This is a genomic window from Aeromonas sp. R2-3, assembly GCF_040908375.1.
GTDB classification, from domain to species: Bacteria; Pseudomonadota; Gammaproteobacteria; order Enterobacterales; family Aeromonadaceae; genus Aeromonas; species Aeromonas veronii.
The window spans coordinates 269,273-287,226 of the sequence record NZ_JBFODP010000017.1; the positions used below are offsets into that span (position 1 = coordinate 269,273).

Annotated in this window: 11 protein-coding genes and 1 tRNA gene; 6 read left to right on the forward strand and 6 right to left on the reverse strand. The window is 61.2% G+C overall.

Going from position 1 to position 17,954, the window contains the following annotated elements:
• Position 1: 1 nt before the first annotated feature.
• Together AB5Z02_RS06930 and AB5Z02_RS06935 are read right to left on the reverse strand one after the other, a co-directional pair.
• Positions 2 to 988: a DUF481 domain-containing protein gene (locus tag AB5Z02_RS06930; protein WP_019445966.1), complete on the reverse strand. Its 987-nt coding sequence runs from the start codon at positions 986 to 988 to the stop codon at positions 2 to 4.
• A gap of 39 nt (positions 989 to 1,027) precedes the next feature.
• A complete protein-coding gene (locus AB5Z02_RS06935; protein ID WP_233267152.1) occupies positions 1,028 to 1,936 on the reverse strand; it encodes a L,D-transpeptidase family protein in 909 nt (302 codons plus the stop codon).
• A 438-nt stretch (positions 1,937 to 2,374) separates the two neighbouring features.
• Between AB5Z02_RS06935 and AB5Z02_RS06940 the strand changes: the two genes are divergently transcribed.
• A tRNA-Ser gene (locus AB5Z02_RS06940) sits at positions 2,375 to 2,464 on the forward strand.
• Between the two features lie 86 nt (positions 2,465 to 2,550).
• Here the strand turns inward: AB5Z02_RS06940 and AB5Z02_RS06945 are convergent.
• Positions 2,551 to 5,685 (reverse strand): multidrug efflux RND transporter permease subunit, encoded by a 3,135-nt coding sequence (locus AB5Z02_RS06945; RefSeq protein WP_368215671.1) that lies wholly within the window; start codon positions 5,683 to 5,685, stop codon positions 2,551 to 2,553.
• Positions 5,686 to 5,700: 15 nt separating this feature from the next.
• Positions 5,701 to 6,858 carry an efflux RND transporter periplasmic adaptor subunit gene (locus AB5Z02_RS06950; protein ID WP_368215673.1) on the reverse strand — a complete coding sequence of 386 codons (1,158 nt, stop codon included), beginning with the start codon at positions 6,856 to 6,858 and terminating at the stop codon, positions 5,701 to 5,703.
• A 157-nt stretch (positions 6,859 to 7,015) separates the two neighbouring features.
• Between AB5Z02_RS06950 and AB5Z02_RS06955 the strand changes: the two genes are divergently transcribed.
• The 3 genes from AB5Z02_RS06955 (at position 7,016) to AB5Z02_RS06965 (ending at position 13,134) form a co-directional block, all read left to right on the forward strand.
• Positions 7,016 to 7,744, forward strand: coding sequence for a response regulator (locus tag AB5Z02_RS06955; RefSeq protein WP_139464099.1), 729 nt, complete (start codon positions 7,016 to 7,018; stop codon positions 7,742 to 7,744).
• Positions 7,741 to 8,826: an ATP-binding protein gene (locus AB5Z02_RS06960; RefSeq protein WP_368215675.1), complete on the forward strand. Its 1,086-nt coding sequence runs from the start codon at positions 7,741 to 7,743 to the stop codon at positions 8,824 to 8,826. The genes AB5Z02_RS06955 and AB5Z02_RS06960 overlap by 4 nt, the downstream gene beginning before the upstream one ends.
• 432 nt (positions 8,827 to 9,258) lie before the next feature.
• A complete protein-coding gene (locus tag AB5Z02_RS06965) occupies positions 9,259 to 13,134 on the forward strand; it encodes an SNF2-related protein (protein WP_368215676.1) in 3,876 nt (1,291 codons plus the stop codon).
• Between the two features lie 141 nt (positions 13,135 to 13,275).
• On the opposite strand, the gene AB5Z02_RS06970 is transcribed toward AB5Z02_RS06965, so the two are convergent.
• Positions 13,276 to 14,169, reverse strand: coding sequence for a DNA replication terminus site-binding protein (locus AB5Z02_RS06970; protein WP_231719629.1), 894 nt, complete (start codon positions 14,167 to 14,169; stop codon positions 13,276 to 13,278).
• A 523-nt stretch (positions 14,170 to 14,692) separates the two neighbouring features.
• Between AB5Z02_RS06970 and AB5Z02_RS06975 the strand changes: the two genes are divergently transcribed.
• Together AB5Z02_RS06975 and astE are read left to right on the forward strand one after the other, a co-directional pair.
• Positions 14,693 to 14,902 carry a DUF1127 domain-containing protein gene (locus tag AB5Z02_RS06975; protein ID WP_005337823.1) on the forward strand — a complete coding sequence of 70 codons (210 nt, stop codon included), beginning with the start codon at positions 14,693 to 14,695 and terminating at the stop codon, positions 14,900 to 14,902.
• Positions 14,903 to 15,196: 294 nt separating this feature from the next.
• Entirely contained in the window at positions 15,197 to 16,222 is a 1,026-nt protein-coding gene (gene astE / locus AB5Z02_RS06980) for a succinylglutamate desuccinylase (protein WP_368215678.1), read from the forward strand.
• Between the two features lie 157 nt (positions 16,223 to 16,379).
• Here the strand turns inward: astE and AB5Z02_RS06985 are convergent, their stop codons facing one another.
• Complete coding sequence (locus tag AB5Z02_RS06985) at positions 16,380 to 17,933, reverse strand: LysM peptidoglycan-binding domain-containing protein (RefSeq protein WP_058055865.1); 1,554 nt, start codon at positions 17,931 to 17,933, stop codon at positions 16,380 to 16,382.
• Between the last annotated feature and the right edge of the window lie 21 nt (positions 17,934 to 17,954).

Below are 17,954 nucleotides of genomic sequence, written 5' to 3' on the forward strand. Positions count from 1 at the left end.
CTCAGAAACTGGCGCCCAGATTGAGCAGGTGCCTGAATTCGGTCTCTTTGTACTTTTGCTCGAGACCGACGAAATGCACTTCGCCATCTTCCCACTCCATCTCGCTCGACCAGGAGAGGCGCAGGTGGTCGTTGAAGTAGTAGCGCAAGCCCACGCTGCCGGTCACATCTCGATTCAGAGTGATATAGGGGGAGGGTTGATCCAGATAGAGCAGATAGCGCCCCTGACTGAACAGCTCCAGTTTTTCCCGCCATATCGGGATGGGTTGGCGATAATCCCAGTTCATGCTGGCAAAGGGATAGTCGATGATCCGGTTGCCTTTGAAGAGCAACCCAATCCCGCTCTCTTCCCTGAAGTAGGTCTTACGCAGACCCCCCTGCGCTACGAACTCCAGCCGACGGCGCTTCTCGTTCCAGAAGCGGTAACCCGGCCCGGTACCATAGTCGAGGCTGAGGTAGTTGCTCTCCAGCATGTCATATTCGGCATTGAGCGAGCTGCGCACAAACCACTGTTGATCGAAAAAGTAGTCAATGGTCGGGTTCAGTTTGTAGTCGTGGTTATCGGTGACGCTGTCAGACGTTTCGTAGGAGTACTCTCCGGAGAAGCTGTAGCGCCAGTCCAGATTGGCCAACTCGGTCTTGCCCTTGAAGTTGACGTTGTTGGTGTGCTTGTCCTTATGTTTGAGCTTGATGTTGAGATCGCCACTACCGGTCCAGAGCCAGGCCTTGCGTTCATCCTGCTCATCCTTGAACAGGGTGAATCCACCTTTGGCGGTCGCCTTGGGTTTATCCTGATGCTCTAGTCGCCAGCGCTTGATGGCATCCCGCTTGACGGTAACGGCACCGGTATAGGGCAAAGAGATGCGTACCGACTCATCGCCAATCTCTTCGATGGTACCGGTCAGACGATCGCCATTGTTCATCCAGAGAATGTCCTTGGCCCACAAGGAGTGACAGGCCAACAGGAGTAGGAGGGGCAGGAATTTCATGAGGTAAGGTGACTCCGGTGCGACTTGGGCGCTGGTGACTTAGCCACTGACAAGTTGGCTGCTGATGGGGCGGGGCAGGCCGTTTTTGCTCTCCAGCGCCGCCGTCACCTCATCCTGCATCACGTCAGGTGCACTGATAAAGCTCTCTATGGCCGGTGATAGCATCAGCGGGGCGCCATTTTCAAGCTCCTCTTCGGTGCGGGAGAGCGGGGAGTGTACCTCCAGCCAGCGCCGACCATCCGGTTCGATGGCTACCTTGACCGGTTGATTGATGACCCGCACCGGCGTGCCGATCGGCACAATCTTGAACAGGGCCTCGATATCGTCAGGTCGCAGCCGGATGCAGCCTGCACTTACCCGCAGGCCAACGCCAAAATCCTTGTTGGTGCCGTGGATCAGGTAGTCGCGCTTGCCATAGCCAAGGCGCATGGCGAACTTGCCAAGGGGATTCTCCGGGCCGGGGGGTACCACGGCGGGCAGGGTGATCCCTTTTTGCTCCAGCCAGGATTTGCGCACCATGGGGCCGGGTACCCAGGTCGGGTTGGGATTCTTCTCGATGACGGTGGTGGTCATCTCCGGAGTCTCACGGCCGATATCACCAATCCCGATGGGCAGCACGATGACCTCGTTCTTCCCTTTCGGGAAGTAGTAGAGGCGCAGTTCGGGCAGATTGATGACGATCCCCTCACGAGGCACATCAGGCAGCAGCATCTGGGTGGGCAGCGTCAAGCGGGTGCCCGGCTTGGGTAAATAGGGATCTACACCCGGATTTGCCTCAAGCAGCGCCAAAAATCCAATTTGCGTATTTTTGCCAACCAGTTCCAGATGTTCATTCTGCTGGATGATGTAATCCTCCAGCTCACCGATGAGGCGACTCCCGGCAGGTGGCAGCGGGTAGCGTTTGGCCTCTGCCGGCGCGGCGCAAAGCAGGATGGCTGCCAGCAGCATGGAAAGGGCTGGCGTTAAGGGTAGGGGCTTGAGTTTCGGCAATCGCATAAGGAGATCCATCAGTTCAATCGGGGCGGAACATCATCAACACAGCCGCCAGGATGGCGCGATTGTTCCTCAATCAGCCCATGATTACCAGCTTGCCGCGCACCCGCAATGATGTGGGGATACATAGGAAACCGGCCAAAATCGGCATCACCCATAAATTTGAGCGCCAAGCAGGAAAAAGAGACGCCTCATGGCAATGGGGGAATGTCACGATATGGATAATGGCCGGGTGTACGAGCGGGTGGATACAGGGCTATACAGGGCGGCCTCGCAACGCGAACAGCACGTGCCGCATTGTGAGCCTGCTCCCAGATATCTGATTCAGCCATTTGATATCTAAGAAATTTTTATTGCATCCTCGGCCCAGCTTGGGTAAAACTCTCTCCCCACGGAGAGATGCCGGAGTGGCCGAACGGGATTGACTCGAAATCAATTGTGGCAGCAATGCCACCCAGGGTTCGAATCCCTGTCTCTCCGCCACATACCAAGCCCAACCTGTTTAGCAGGTTGGGCTTTTTCTTTTGGTGATGTGCTGAGGGATTATCCGGTCGCCTGCGTATCTGTGGTCATCGATCCGGATGAATGCGGTTGGATGCTCGCCGTGCCTGCCAGGAGTGCAGACGCTGCTGCGCCCCGATGATGAAGACAAAAAAGACCGGTACGAAGAAGATGGCCAGCAGGGTGCCGCTGATCATGCCGCCAAACACGCCGGTGCCGATGGCGTGCTGGGTCTCCGCGCTGGCGCCACTGGCGAGCATCAGCGGCACCACGCCGAGGGTGAAGGCCAGCGAGGTCATCAGAATGGGGCGCAGGCGCAGGCGGGCAGCAGTGACAGCAGCATCAAGCAGCGAGCGCCCTTCGCCGTGCAACTGGCGCGCAAACTCCACGATGAGGATGGCGTTCTTGGCCGACAGACCGATGATGGTGATCATGCCTACTTTAAAGAAGACGTCGTTGGGCATGCCGCGCAGCATCACGGCCGCGACAGCACCGAGCAGGCCCAGCGGCACCACCATCATCACCGAGAGCGGGATCGACCAGCTTTCATAGAGTGCTGCCAGCACCAGGAAGACCACCAGCGCCGACAACAGCATCAGCAGGGGGGCCTGCTCGGCCGACTGGCGCTCTTGCAACGACTGTCCCGTCCAGGCCAATGCGAAGCCTGGCGGCAATTGCGCCACCAGACGCTCCATCTCCGCCATCGCCGCTCCGCTGGAGATGCCGGGCGCTGCCCCCCCGGCAATACGCACGGCGGGGAAGCCATCGAAGCGCATCATCTGTTGCGGCGATTCGCGCCATTCCGGTGTCACCACCTCCCGCAAGGGGACCATGCCGCCGCTGGCATTGCGCACCCGCAGGCCGAGCACGTCATCGAGCTGCATGCGCGCCGACGCGTCGGCCTGCAGAATGACCTGCTGCATGTGCCCGCCGTTGGGGAAGTCGTTGACGTAGAGCGACCCCATTGCGGCCGACAGGGTACTGCTCACGCTGGCGAACGAGAGTCCCATGGCTTCGGCCTTCTGTCGGTTGATCTCGAGGTGAATGCTCTCGCCGGGAGGCAGATTGTCGGGATACACATCACTGACTACCTGGCTTTTGGCGGCCAGTTCCAGCAGTTGTGCCTGGGCGGCCAGCAGCGCGGCATCTCCCCGGTTGGCTCTGTCTTGCAGGAACAGGGTGAAGCCGGAGGCGGTGCCCAGCTCGTCGATGGCGGGTGGCAGCAGGCTCATTACCGTGCCTTCAGGAATGTTTGCCATGGCTGCTTGTGCCAGATCTGCCTCTTCGGCTGCCGTGGCACCATGACGCTGATCCCAATCTTTGAGCATGGTGAAGGCCATGGCGGCATTGGGGCCTGCGCCGGAGAAGCTGAAGCCCTGCACCACCAGGTTGGTGTCCAGCGCCTCTCGAGAGGCGACGTGAGCCTCGAAGGCCTTGACCACCTCAAGGGTACGCTCGCTGGTGGCGCCGGTCGGCAGCTGGATGGAGGTCATGAAGTAGCCCTGATCCTCGTCCGGCAGGAAAGAGGAGGGCAGCTGGGCGGCGCCGATGGCCAGCGCGGCGCAGAGGGCGGCAAAGGTTGCCATCATCCGTCCGCTGCGCCCGACCAGCCGGGTTACCCGCGCACCGTAGCCTGCCGTGAAGCGCTCGAAACCCCGGTTGAAGGCACCGAAGAAGCCGCGTTTCTCATGATGATCCGGACTGACCGGACGCAGCAGGGTGGCGCAGAGCGCGGGTGTCAGGGTCAGGGCGAGGAAGGCCGAAATGAGGATCGACACCGCCATCGACAGGGTGAACTGCTGGTAGATGACCTCCACCGAGCCGCTGCCAAACGCCATGGGGAGGAACACCGCCGTGAGCACCAGGGTGATGCCGATCACCGCCCCGGTGATCTCCTTCATGGCCTGCGAGGTCGCCTCACGGGGCGACAGCCCCCGGGTGGCCATCAGGCGCTCGACGTTCTCCACCACCACGATGGCGTCGTCGACTATGATGCCGATGGCCAGCACCATGCCGAACATGGTGAGAGAGTTGATCGAAAAACCGGCCAGCAGCATCACCGCGAAGGTGCCAAGCAGGGCGATAGGGGCGACGATGGCCGGGATCAGGGTGTAGCGCAGGTTCTGCAGGAAGAGAAACATCACCAGAAACACCAGCACCATGGCTTCCAGCAGGGTGTGGCTCACCTTTTCGATGGAGACCTTGACGAAGGGGGCCGAGTCAAAGGGTATCGAATAGGCCATGCCCGCTGGCAGGGTGGGGGCGAGCTGGGCGAGACGGGTGCGCACCGCATCGGCGGTACGCACGGCGTTGGCGCCGGGGGAGAGCTGGATGGCGGCGCTGGTGGCGGCCACGCCGTTCTCCCGGTTGGAAAAGGCGTAGGATTGCGCCCCCAGCTCGACCCGGGCGACATCACCCAGCACCAGTTTGGCGCCACCACCACCGGCTCGCAGCACGATGGCGGCGAACGCCTCGGGGGTCGTCAGCTGCCCTTGAACCGTGAGGGGAACCGTCAGGCGCAGCCCCGGCAGGGCGGGTTCATCACCGAGGCGCCCCGGTGCAATCTGGATGTTCTGCTGCTCGATGGCCTGCGCCACCTCGCTGATGGTCAGCCCGTAGGCGGCGAGTTTGGCCGGATCTACCCAGATGCGCATGGCCTGCTCGGCGCCGAACAGCTGCACTCGTCCTACCCCGTCGATGCGGCGCAACTCCTGCACAATATTGCGTGCCATGTAGTCGTTGAGGGCAACCTCATCGAAGCGGCCATCCGGTGAGGTCATGCCGACCATCATCAGAAAGCCGGATGAGGCGGACTCCACCTGCAGGCCGGTTTGCCGCACCGTTTGTGGCAAGCGAGGCTCGACCGCCTTGATGCGGTTTTGCACGTCCATCTGGGCCAGCTCCGGATCGGTGCCCGGCTTGAAGGTGGCAGTGATCTGCGCGCTGCCCGAGGCGTCCACCGACGACTCGAAGTAGAGCAGGTTCTTCACTCCCGACAGCTCGCGCTCGATCAGGCTCACCACCGCATCGTTCAGGGTCTGCGGTGTGGCGCCCGGATAGGTGGCATAGAGGGTCACCGATACCGGCGCCACCGAGGGATAGCGGGAGATGGGGAGCTTGGGGATGGCGATGACCCCTGCCAGCACGATGAACAGGGCGATCACCCAGGCAAACACCGGGTGATGGATAAAAAACTGCGGCATGGATAACTCTCCGATTCAGCGAATGCCGCTGTCAGCCGGTTGGCTGACGGCGGGTAGTTGCCAGGGGGAGGCAATGACCTGAACTCCCGGGGTCAGACGATCGATCCCTTCGATCACCACCTGTTGCCCGGCACTGAGCCCGGATGTGATGCGGTACTGGCTATTCACCAGTTCAGCGGTGTTGACCGGAACCAGCTGTGCCAGCCCCTGGCCATCCACCACCCACACGCTGGTCTGACCCGATGTGCGAACTACCGCCTGCTGGGGCACGGTCAGGGCGTTGGCATAGCGGGCTCGGGGAATGCGCGCCTGCACGTAGAGACCGGGCAACAGCCGCCTCTCGGGATTGTCCACCAGCACTCGCAGCAGCACGTCACCGGTCCCGGCATCGACCTCTATGCCGGAGAAGAGGATGCGCCCCTGCATGCCCAGCGGTGTGCCATTGCTGCCGAGGATCTCCACCGCCAGTTCCGGTGCCGTTGAGCCAGCCTGCTGGCGCAGGGATTCCAGCACCGAGGCCGGTTGACGCACATCGACGTAGACCTGATCAATCTGCTGGATCCGGGCCATGGGGGTGGCATCGGTGGGCGACACCAGGGCCCCTTCACTCACCAGCGCCTGATCGATGCGCCCGGCGATGGGGGCCTCCACGCTGGCAAATTGCAGGCTCAGCTGGTGCCGGGCCAGGGTCGCCCTGGCTTGGGCCACATCGGCGGCCGCCTGATCCCGCTGGGAGACCGCATCGTCATAGGTCTGGCGGCTGATGGCGTCGGTGCGCAGCAGCGGCTGCAGGCGCTCAATCTGGATGCGGGCGCGGGCCAGCACGGCCTCGGCCCGTTGCAATGCGGCGGCGGCGCTGTCGACATCGGCCTTGAAGGGGGCCGGGTTTATCTGGAACAGCACAGTGTCAGCGCTGATCTCGGCGCCCTGCTCGAACAGGCGGCGCTGTACGATGCCGCTGATCTGGGCGCGAATGTCGGCGCTGCGCAGTGCCGCTACCCGGGCGGGCAGATCCTCGCTGATGACCAGCTCCCGACCAGTCAGAGTTAGCAGCGACACCTGAGGAGGGGCGGGTGCCTCCTGCTCTTGCGGTGCGGCATCGCAACCCGCCAACCCGAATGCGGCAATGACGGCGAGCAGGGCGCCCGCATACCGCTGTTTTACAAACATCATCCACTCACCTCGTTAAACCGTCTCTCCGGTGTGATGTGACCGAAGAGTGCATCGAGCGGCCATTATGGCGAGGGGCTATTGCGAATGATTCGAGGCTTTGTGGAGAATCCATGGAGGCGATGATAAAGTTCAACGCCACCTTTTTTCGAGTCCGACTATGTCCCATCTCAATGCTTCCGCCAGCCCGGCGGGCCAGTCACTGGTACTGATTGCAGAGGATGAAGCCGAGATTGCCGACATCCTTGCCGCTTACCTGCAACGTCATGGCTTGCGCTCCCTGCACGCCGCCGATGGCCGTGAAGCGCTGGCCATGCATCAGGCATTCAAACCCGATCTCCTGCTGCTGGATGTGCAGATGCCGCAACTGGATGGCTGGCAGGTGCTCAGCGAGATCCGGGCGCGTGGCGACACGCCGGTGATCATGCTGACCGCCCTCGATCAGGATCTCGACAAGCTGATGGGGCTGCGCATGGGGGCGGATGACTATGTGGTCAAACCCTTCAATCCGGCCGAAGTGGTGGCGCGAGTGCAGGCCGTGCTCAGGCGCACCCGGGCCGTAAAGCCTGCCACGGCGAACGTGTTGCGGGTCGGCCAGTTTCAGATCGATCTGGAGAGCCACGAGGCCAGCATTTTCCGCGATGACCAGCAGCAGGTGCTGGAGCTGACCCTGACCGAGTTCAAGTTGCTCGCCTCTTTGATGCGGGCGCCGAAACGGGCGTTCAGTCGCGCCGAACTGCTGACTCACTGCTTGCCGGAGGGGGATACCCAGGAGCGTACGGTGGATAGCCACATCAGCAAGTTGCGCAAAAAACTGGAGACACACGGCATTCAGGGGGTCCCCGCCAGTGTCTGGGGCGTTGGCTATCGCTTCGGGGGCGATGCATGAAATCGGCGCCCGGCCTTCGCAGGCAGATCATCCGCTCTCTGGGTCTGATGACGCTTGGTATCATCTCCCTCGCGGTGATCGGCACCTATGTGTTTTATGGCATCGCCGTGGCGTTTGTGCCGGGCAGCATCTCCGAGACTTGGGTGCCCTCCAGAGTCGAGATGTTATGGATCGGCTCCACCATTCTCATTGCATTGGGGATGGCGCTGTACGTGGCGGTGCGCCTCTCTCGCCGCATCCTGACTCCCCTCAACTCGGTGGCAACCAGCCTGCGCGAGGTGGCCGAGGGCAAACTCGATGCCCGTGTGCCGGAGGATGAGCAGGCGATCGGGGAGACGGCGCAACTGGTGCGTGACTTCAACGCCATGGCCGAGCGGTTGCAGAGCATGACCCGCGAGCGGGAGTTCTGGAATGCCGCAATTGCCCACGAGTTGCGTACTCCCGTCACCATTTTGCGCGGCCGTTTGCAGGGGCTGGCCGAAGGGGTATTTCCGCCAGAGCGTGAGCTCTTCGAGGGGTTGCTGCGTCAGGTGGAGGGATTGACTCACCTGATCGAAGACTTGCGGGTGCTCAGTCTCAACGACAGCGGCCATCTGGAGTTGCAGCGGACCGAGGTCAGGCTGGCCGACGAGCTTGCCGTGGTGCTTGAGGCGTTTGCCAACCCTCTGGCGGCGAGCGGATTTGTGTTGCAGCGGGAGCTGGATAGCGAACTTCATGTTTGCTGCGATCTGTTTCGTATCCGTCAGGCTCTGATGGCGCTGTTGGAAAATGCCCAGAAGCACGCGCTGCCGGGCCTGCTGACCGTGCGGCTGTATCGCTCGGAGAGTGTGTGCATCCTGAGTGTGGAAGATGAGGGACCTGGCATTAGCGAGGAGATCGCCGCCTGTATCTTCGATGCGTTTCGTCGGGGAGATCCGTCACGCTCGCGCAAGAGCGGCGGTAGCGGACTTGGACTCGCCGTGGTCAAGGCGATTGCAGAGGCCCACGGCGGCAGCGCGGTGTGCCAAGCTACCGGACGGGGAGGGAGCCGATTCGTGCTCTCCTGGCCCATCTCGGCCATGTCCGGTGGCCCTGAAATCTAGCCTAGGGGGGCAGGTTCTGATGAAGCTATACAGCTGACAGCTGCCCGCACAGGGGCGTTCGACAAGCGACCGTCATAGGGGTTTCTACCGCTTGTGCCGGGTGAGCAGGAGGGGTTGGGACATGGCTCATTTGGCGCGAAATCATGGTTTTTTGCCGCTAAAAATTGAAACCGTTTTCAGAAATCCTTTTCAACTGTGATCCGCTTCAAAGCTTTTTCGGGCGTCAACCTCTAGCATTGGCTCCACGAATTAGGGGCTAGCGCTCCCGATTTTCCCGCTGTGGGAGGTAACCGGATGATCCGGCTATTTCCTTCGTTACTTTCGACGGTCATCATGGATGGCCGTTTTTTTTTGAGTTATTTCACGGTAAAGGGTCGAGCCGCTGGCGCTTTACCGTTAAAATTCCGCTTTTGCACTTGCCCGTGAGTCTTGATGTCTGCGTCCACCCTCTCTTCGGATAGTTATGCCCTGCTCGCCACCCTGCAATTGCAGCGCGTTGCCAGTACCCGTTTGCTGCAAGAACAACTGGCGATAGGCCATGCCCTGATCGATAAACTGACCCGACTGCAGGATGCGGGGCTAGTCAGATTGCGCGGGGAGCAGCAGTGGAGCCTGACCGCCGAGGGGACGCTGGCGCTGATCCTGGGGGTGCGTGCCGGTCTCTGCCCGGCGCCGGACTGGAGCCGGGTGCCCTCATTGACCGGGCAGGATCTTACCCATGCGGTGGTGCGCGAGCTCTGCCGCGGCAAGGCGGGGGAGATCCCCACCTATTTCTCGGCCAGCGATCTGCTCACCCTGCTCGATACCCCGGACGCTCACCAGCTGCTGGCGGGCTCCAGCCCCGCCTGGCAGCAAATGTTGCTGGAGCACTTCTCGCTGCAACTCTTGCTCGATGCCCCCTATGAAGAGCGCTGGCCGCTGGCCAATGCGCTGGTGCGCTGTGCCCCCGAGGTGCAGGCCAGGGCCAAAGCGTTCGAGGCGGAGTGGCGCTGGCTCTGCGGGGATGGCGAGAGCACATCGCCAACCGGCGAGGACCAGGATGCCGCCCCCGGCTGGCCAGCCCTGCAGGCGCTGGCCCAACAGAGCCAGAGCGGCCCGCTTGGCGAGCGGCTGCTCACCGCGCTGGGCCAGTGGCAGGCAACCGATGAGGGCGAGGCGGGCCAGTGGCCCCGTTCATTCAGCGCCCTGCTCTGGCTTGGCTGGTTGCAACAGGCCGATCCCGTCATCGCCAGCGAACAGCGCAAGAAGTGGCAGCGCAGTCTGACTGGCCAGTTCCCCCTGCTTGCCGATCTGCTCAGCCAGTGGGCGGGTGATCGCCACGGTCAGGCGGTCGGCCTGTTTGATACCCTGCAACTGCCGGTGGAGGAGCTCCACTGGGGCTATCTCTGGCTCGATCTCTGTGCGCTGGCCCGTCACGGTGCCCAGAGCCCGCAGGTGGCCATGTTGCACAAGTGGGATCTCTCCCATCTGCTCGATGCCGAACCCCATCATCGCCTGATGGCCTTTTGTCAGGATCTGCTGCGCATCTTGTTGGGCGAGGTGGCCAAAGGGGCGCCCTTGTGCCAACTGCGCGGCAGTGAGGAGAGTGCGCAAGAGGGCAGTGATGAGCAGGATGATGACGGGGACGAGGATAAAACCGCGGCCTCTGCCAGCTGGCTCAACTGGTTGCAGGGGCTGGGACGCTCCAGTGGCGTGCGCAAGCCGCAGGAGCGGCTGGTGTGGCTGCTCCATGCCGAGGGCCCCGAGCTGGAGTGCAAGATCCAGAAGCTCAGTACCAAGGGGGAGTGGACCGCCGGTCGCCGGGTCGATCCGGCCCTGCTCTCTACCCAGTATGCCGCCATGCTCGACGAGCATGACTGGGCGCTGGTCCGCACCCTGCCACGGGTGATGGGACGGCTGCCGCGGGATGTCTGGGCGCCGCTGGCCGATCACCCCCGCTTGTTCAACGCCAAGGGGCAGAAGCTGCAACTGGCCATCAGCGCCCCCCTGCTGCAGGTGGTGGCTACCGAACAGGGGATGAGCGCGCAGCTCTGCCCCGATGCGGCCGCCCGCGGGGCCCATATCATGCCGCTGGCGCAGGACCTGTGGCAGCTGATCCTCACCCCGCAGCCGCTGCTCGACCGCTTGCCAGCGCTCGAATCCATCCCGCTGTTGCCCGCCGAGGGGCTGGCCGAGCTGCAACGCACCCTGGACGCCATTCCCGAGTTGCCCTGGCACAGTCAGGTTGCAGGGCTTAGCGGCAACGCCGAGCTGGCTCCCTGGCCGGGCATTCCTTCGGTGCAACTGGATTGGCAGGATGGTCAGCTGTCGGTCAAGCTGGTGACCCGCTTTGAGGATCTGCCGCCCCAGCCCCTTGGCAAGGGGGAGGCGATCGTGCGGCAGGGGATCAAGGCGTACCACTATTGGCAGAGGGATCTCGCGGCCGAGAAGGGGCAGGCCCAGCTACTGCGCAATCAATTGCCCATCGGCCTGCCCGGTAGCGAGTGGCTGCTGCAGGGGGAACAGGCGCTGGCGCTGGTCAATGCCCTGCCCGAGCTGGTGGATGCCGGTGTGGTCATTCACTGGCATCAGGACAGCGCTCGCCTCAAGAGCCTTGATGAAGCGGCTCTGAGCCTGCGCATCGAGCGGCGGCAGGACTGGTTCCAAGTCGAAGGGGCACTGGCCCTCGATGAGCACCAGATCCTCGATCTGCGCCTTATTTTGCGCCAGATGACCCCGGGGCAGCGCACCGTTCAGCTCGATGAGAAGACCAGCCTGATGCTGAGCGACAAGCTGGTAGAGCGGCTCACCATGCTGGGGGCCATGCTCGACGACGAGCAGCGCATCAACAACAAACTGGCCTATCCGCTCACTCGCCTGCTCTCGGTCATTACCACCGAAGGGGATGCGGCGTGGCAATCCCTGCAGCAGGAGTGGCAGCAGGAGGTCGATTGCCCGGACGAGCTGCTTACCTCCCTGCGGGACTATCAGAAAGAGGGGGTGCGCTGGATGGCGACCCTGGCCCATCACGGTTTTGGTGCCTGTCTGGCCGATGACATGGGTCTGGGCAAGACGCTGCAGGCGCTTATCGTGCTGCGGATGCGCCAGCATCTTGGCCCAGCGCTGGTGGTGGTGCCCAAGTCAGTGGTCACCAACTGGCAGGAGGAGGTGGCCCGTTTCGCCCCCGAACTGGATGTGGTGGTGTTCGAGAACCCGGCCGAGCGGGAGGGGATGATTCGCGAGGCCAAGGCCGGTCAGGTGATCCTCATCAACTACGGCATGCTCGGCAGCCTGGCGGAGGCGCTCAAGTCCCGCCGCTGGTCGAGCATGGTGCTCGATGAGGCGCAGCAGATCAAAAACGCCGGTACTCAGCGCGCCAAGCTGTTGTTCCAGCTCGACGGCGATTTTCGCCTCGCCCTCTCCGGCACCCCCATCGAGAACCATCTGGGGGAGCTGTGGAGTCTCTTTACCTTTATCAACCCGGGGTTGCTCGGCAGCCTTGGCGAGTTCAAGCGTCGCTTTGGCAAGGCGGTCAAGGATCCCCAGCACATGGCGCTGCTGCGGGCGGTGATCAGCCCCTTTATCCTGCGTCGTCTCAAGCAGCAGGTGCTGACCGAGCTGCCGGACAAGACCGAGATCATCCACCACATCAGCCTCTCCCCCGAAGAGCGCCAGCTCTACGAGGCGACCCGGCGGGAAGTGGTGCAGCAGGTGCAAAGCGCCGATGGCCGCGCCCTGATGCATGTGCTGAGTGGCCTGACCCGGCTGCGCCGTCTCTGCTGCTCACCGGAGCTGGTGATGCCCGAGTGGTCGCAGACCAGCAGCAAGCTGGACGAGGCAATGGCCCTGCTGGAAGAGGCGATCGACGGTGGTCATCGGGTGCTGGTGTTCAGCCAGTTTGTCGATCTGCTGAGTCTGTTGCGGGCCCGCATCGAGCAGAAGTCCTGGGACTACTGCTATCTGGATGGGGGCTGTTCCGCCAAGTCCCGTCAGGACTCCATCCTGCGTTTTCGTCATGAGGAGGTGCCGCTGTTTCTCATCAGCCTCAAGGCAGGGGGGACCGGCCTCAACCTCACCCAGGCCGATACCGTGCTGCACCTCGATCCCTGGTGGAACCCGGCGGTGGAAGATCAGGCGAGCGATCGGGCGCACCGGATGGGCCAGACCCAGCCGGTGACCGTGTACCGGCTGGTGTGCGAGCAGACGGTGGAGGAGAAGATCGTCGCTCTGCACGACGAGAAGCGGGCGCTGGCCGATGGCCTGCTGAGCGGCCAGTCCGAGGTGCGCGGGCTGGATGTGGAGAGCCTGCGGGCCCTGCTGATGGGCTGATTGGCGACGCCACCTTTCATAGCGCCTATCGATACAGAAAAGGGGAGAGCATCCAGAGATGTTCTCCCCTTTCTTATTTGGGGTGCTGATGCGGGATACTTCGTTTATCGCGACAAGGCGGCCCAGCTATTCCTGATCCAGTCACCCCTGATAGAGATAGAGGTGCAGCCGCTCGATGATGGGCTCGCCGCCAATCTTGCGATCTCGCCGCGCCTGTCGGCTCTTGGGGGGATAGTTGCCCAGATGGGTGACCGCGGGCGGGGTATCCGAGCAGAGCAGCAGAGGCAGGCTCGCCTTGATCTGCTGCTTGCGCGGGGTGCGCTCCAGCCAGAGCAGGTTGATCATCGGGTGAGTCTTGACCGGGCGGCGGATCCGCAGCTCGGCATCGGCGGGCAGACGGCGAATGTCGTACACCTCCTGATCCACCATCTTGCTCCACTCCTCGTTGTTGGAGAGGGCCGGTATATAGCGGCGGCTGCGCTCCAGCATCTCAAGCACCTGCTCGCGACTTAGGCGATTGATGGTCTGCTTGTCAGCCCAGGTAAAGCCGAGGGATTGCAGCTCTCCCGCCAGCAGGGTCAGTTTGCGGTAGACCTGCAAGGTGATCACCCCGGGCAGAGCGGTATGTACCAGCTCGAACTTTTCGTCCCGTCCCCCCGCCTGCTGCACCAGCGCCTTGAAATCGAGCTTGTGCTGGTTTATTTGGTCGATCAGCGGTTGCAGCAAGGGGGCTGCGGCGGCAGGAAAGCGCAACCAGCCGGGCAGCCGATGAGTCGCCTTGGTGGAGCAGCCGGGGCGGGCGCTGTGATCCCGATAGGCTGCGAGGGTGGCCGCCAGCGCGGCTTCACCGTTGAGATAGCCCACCTCAATTTGCTCGATCGGGTCGTGCTCTTCCCCCTGCGCAACCGGAGGGAGGGGATAGACATGGGCCTCCTGTAGCTCGAGCTGGCCAAGCAGATCGGCCAGCTGGTTGAGAGCGGCTTCAATGGCGGCCATCTGTTGACGCAGGGCGGCGGTCGGGGTAAAGGTATCCATCGATGATCCTGTGGTTTCATCCGCCTCTGACGGCATAAACGATGGCGTCAGGGCAGGGGAATAAACTACTGTATAAATAACCATACCAGTATGCCGGTTGCGCGCCAAGAGGGGCGTTTTCGGGTCTTCATCGAGGGAGCGGCGAGGGAGGAAAAATAAGTTTGTTTTATGTTTCATGCTGTTAATTTAAGATCTCAAAAAGATCATTAAATTAACAATTGAATGTAATTACGGGGTTGCCACCCATGGCGAATCCATTGGCGAGTGCATAGGCAATGCGGTAAATTGCATATGTAAGGTGGTGCCATGCAGCACAATATGCTGCGGGCCGTTGATGGTCGAATAGTGACTTAATTATTCTTTATAAATCAAAGCATTAAAATTATATCAGTCAGTTTTTTACTATTAGTTTTCCTAATGTAACGTATCAAAATTCGTCAATTGAGTCGGCCCTGCTCCCTGACTAAGCTTTGCGCATCAAATAAAGCCCAGTGCGTAAACAAATATTCAGAGGAGCCACATCATGGCCAACATGACTTATACCGAAACCGGTTACCAGCATTCCAGCCAATTGAATCTGGTTGCTCGCGTTAAAATGACCGTTCTGACCTGGCTGGAGCGCAGCCGCAGCCGTCGCCAGCTCTCCGAGCTGCCCGAGTACCTGCTCAAAGACATCGGCCTGAACGAAGCTGACCGTTATCAAGAGACCACCAAGCCGTTCTGGCGTGGTTGATCTGCCGGGCATGGATGCCTTGTTTTTCTGCTGAGTCGTTTGCTGTTCTGCTCCTGTGGCGTCCAGCCGCCAGGTCTGTCATTGTCTGTTTTATCCTCCCCCCGTTTTTCCCCGTTATTTATTGATCCTTTTTCCTCTCCTCTTTATTCCATATCGCTACCGTCATTGCTGTCGTCGTTCGATTGTTATCACACTTGTATCGTTAATGTTTGAATTTGTTTAAAAAACGATTTTAAGCCGCGATGCCTTGCGTATAATCCGGCCATAGTATTCCAGAGCGAGAGGGTGAGACGGATGATTCCCCAGCACGATTTTTTGGCCTTGACCCGCAGCCATGAGTGGCAGCTTGAGCCCTTTGAATTTGCCCTGTCCGATGGTGCGCGGGTCAGCGTCTGGGATACCGGCGTGCTCTGTCTGGAGCCTGCCAGTGGCGCGGGCGGCCAGCCGGGAGGGCGCAAGGATATCGTCCTCTCCTGCGGAATCCACGGCAACGAGACCGCTCCCATCGAGATCTGCAACCAGCTGCTGAGTCGTCTGCTCTCAGGCGAGCTGAGCGCTCGTCATCGGGTGCTGTTCCTGTTTGGCAATCCGGCGGCGATGAATCTGGGGCTGCGGGAGGTGGAGGAGAACATGAACCGGCTCTTCTCCGGAGCACACAGCAAGGGGGAGGGGCTCTGCAATCGGGAGCGGATCCGCGCCATGCGCCTCGAGCAGTATGTGAGCCGCTTCTTTGCCAATCCGGCTCGTCCCCGTTACCACTACGACCTGCACACCGCCATTCGCGGTTCGCGCCACGAGAAGTTTGCCGTCTACCCCTTCCCCCACGAGCGGCCTCACTGCCGCGAGCAGGTGCAGTTCCTCGGCGCCTGCGGGGTGCGTACTATTCTGCTCTCCGCTAGTCCGACCACGACCTTCAGCTACTACAGCTCCCGCCAGCATGGTGCCCACGCCTTTACGGTGGAGTTGGGCAAGGTGCGCCCGTTTGGCGAGAACGATATGACCCGCTTTATCGAAACCTGCCAAGCGCTGCAGGAGCTGGTCACTCAGGATGAGGTGGCGCTGGAGCCGTGGCGGGCGGATGATTTCACCCTGTTTGCCATCGATCGGGTGATCACCAAAAAATCGGCGGACTTTCGCTTCCTGTTTGCCAGCGATGTGGACAACTTCACCGAATTCCCGCAAGGGTTCGTGCTGGCCGAGGATGGCGAGCTTCGCTACACGGTCGAGAAGCCGCGTGAGGCGGTAGTCTTCCCCAATGCCAATGTGGCGATCGGCCAGCGCACCGTGCTGATGGTGGTGCCGACAAGGCTCTGGGAATAGCGGTGATAGTTTTTCCTTCAGAGCGGTGATGCATCCGCAGGCGGCGCCAAGCCATTGTTTTCGTCGGTGGCTCAGACACAGCAGCGGTTAGCCGCAGTAATAAAAGGGGCCAGTCAGATGACTGGCCCCGTTTTTTATCGGGTTCAAGCGGTGAGGCTTAGCTGTTGTTCTTCACAAACAGGGTCAGCTCCTGACCGGGCTTGAGGTAATCCCCTTTATCCAGCTGATTCCAGCGCATCACATCGTTGATGGCCACCTGGAAGCGAGCCGCGATGGAGGAGATGGAGTCGCCACGGCGAACCTGATACACCATCGATTTGTCGCTCTTCTTCCCTTGCTTGGGATAGACCACCAGCTTCATGCCTGGCTTGAGCGCCGACTTGGCATTCAGACCATTCCACTTGGCGAGCTCTTCGTGGGAGACGCCGTGTGCCTGGCTGATGCTCCACAGGTTGTCACCCGAGCGCACCTTGTAACTGACTTTGGCCTTCTGGCTGCTGCCACGGCTTGCCAGCTGTTGCGGTTTGCTGGCGGAGCTGGCCTTGCTGCTGACCTGACCGTGGGTCGGGATCACCAGTTGCTGACCGCGACGCAGGTTGTTGCTGCGCAGATTGTTGGCCAGCTTCAGCTCACTCACGCTGACGCCATGATTCTGGGCAATGCGCGACAGGGTATCGCCACTGGTGACCTGATAGGAGCGGGTACGAATACGCTCGCTCTTGGGCAGATCGGCCAGTGCCAGCTCCAGGGTATCGGCATATTCTACCGGTACCAGCAGGCGGTAAGGGCCACGGGGCGACATCACACCACGGCTCAGGGCCGGATTGACCTCCTTGAGCTGTGACGTGCGCAGACCGGCCAGTTGGGCGGCCACGTTCAGATCAATCTGACTGCCGGTCTCCACCACTCGCAGCTTCGGCTCGTTGGCGAGCACCGGCAACTGGATATTGTACTTGTCCGCATTGCTGATCATGTCAGCCATGGCGAGGATCTTGGGCACATACATCCGGGTTTCGCGGGGCAGATCGAGCGACCAGTAGTCGGTCGGTTTGCCTGCGCGCTGGTTACGCTGTATGGCGTTGCGCACCCGTCCTTCCCCGGCATTGTAGGCGGCCAGCGTTTGCAGCCAGTCACCGTCAAAGAAGCGGTTCAGGTATTCCAGATAGTCAAGCGCCGCATTGGTGGAGGCCAGCACATCGCGCCGTCCGTCATACCAGTTGTCGTGGCGCAGACCGAAGTTTCTGCCTGTCGCTGGCACAAACTGCCAGAGTCCGACGGCATTGCTGCGGGATCGGGCATGAGGATCAAACATGCTCTCGATCATCGGGACAGTAATAAGCTCCATTGGCAGCTCACGCCGTTCAATCTCCTCTACCATCAGATAGAGGTAGGGTTCAGCCCGGCTGGCAATGGTCGCCAGATGCTTATCATTGCGCAACAGCCACTCACGTTGCTGGCGGATGCGCGGGTTGTCCGGAGTTTCCAGTTGCATATCATCGCTGATACGCACCCACAGATTGTCCGTATCTTCCATTTCGTCCAGCTGTTCATCGCCAAACAGAAAATGGGAAGAGTGTTTTTTATGCGCTTTTTTCTTGACCTGGGGGGACTTGATCGGCTCGATTGCCGTTAGCGCCCGGTCATCCTGATGGCTCAGGTTTTGGCAGCCGCTGAGCAACAGCGCTGCCAATAAGGCCGTTCGTACCTTCATCTCGTTCCGGTCATTTTTAGG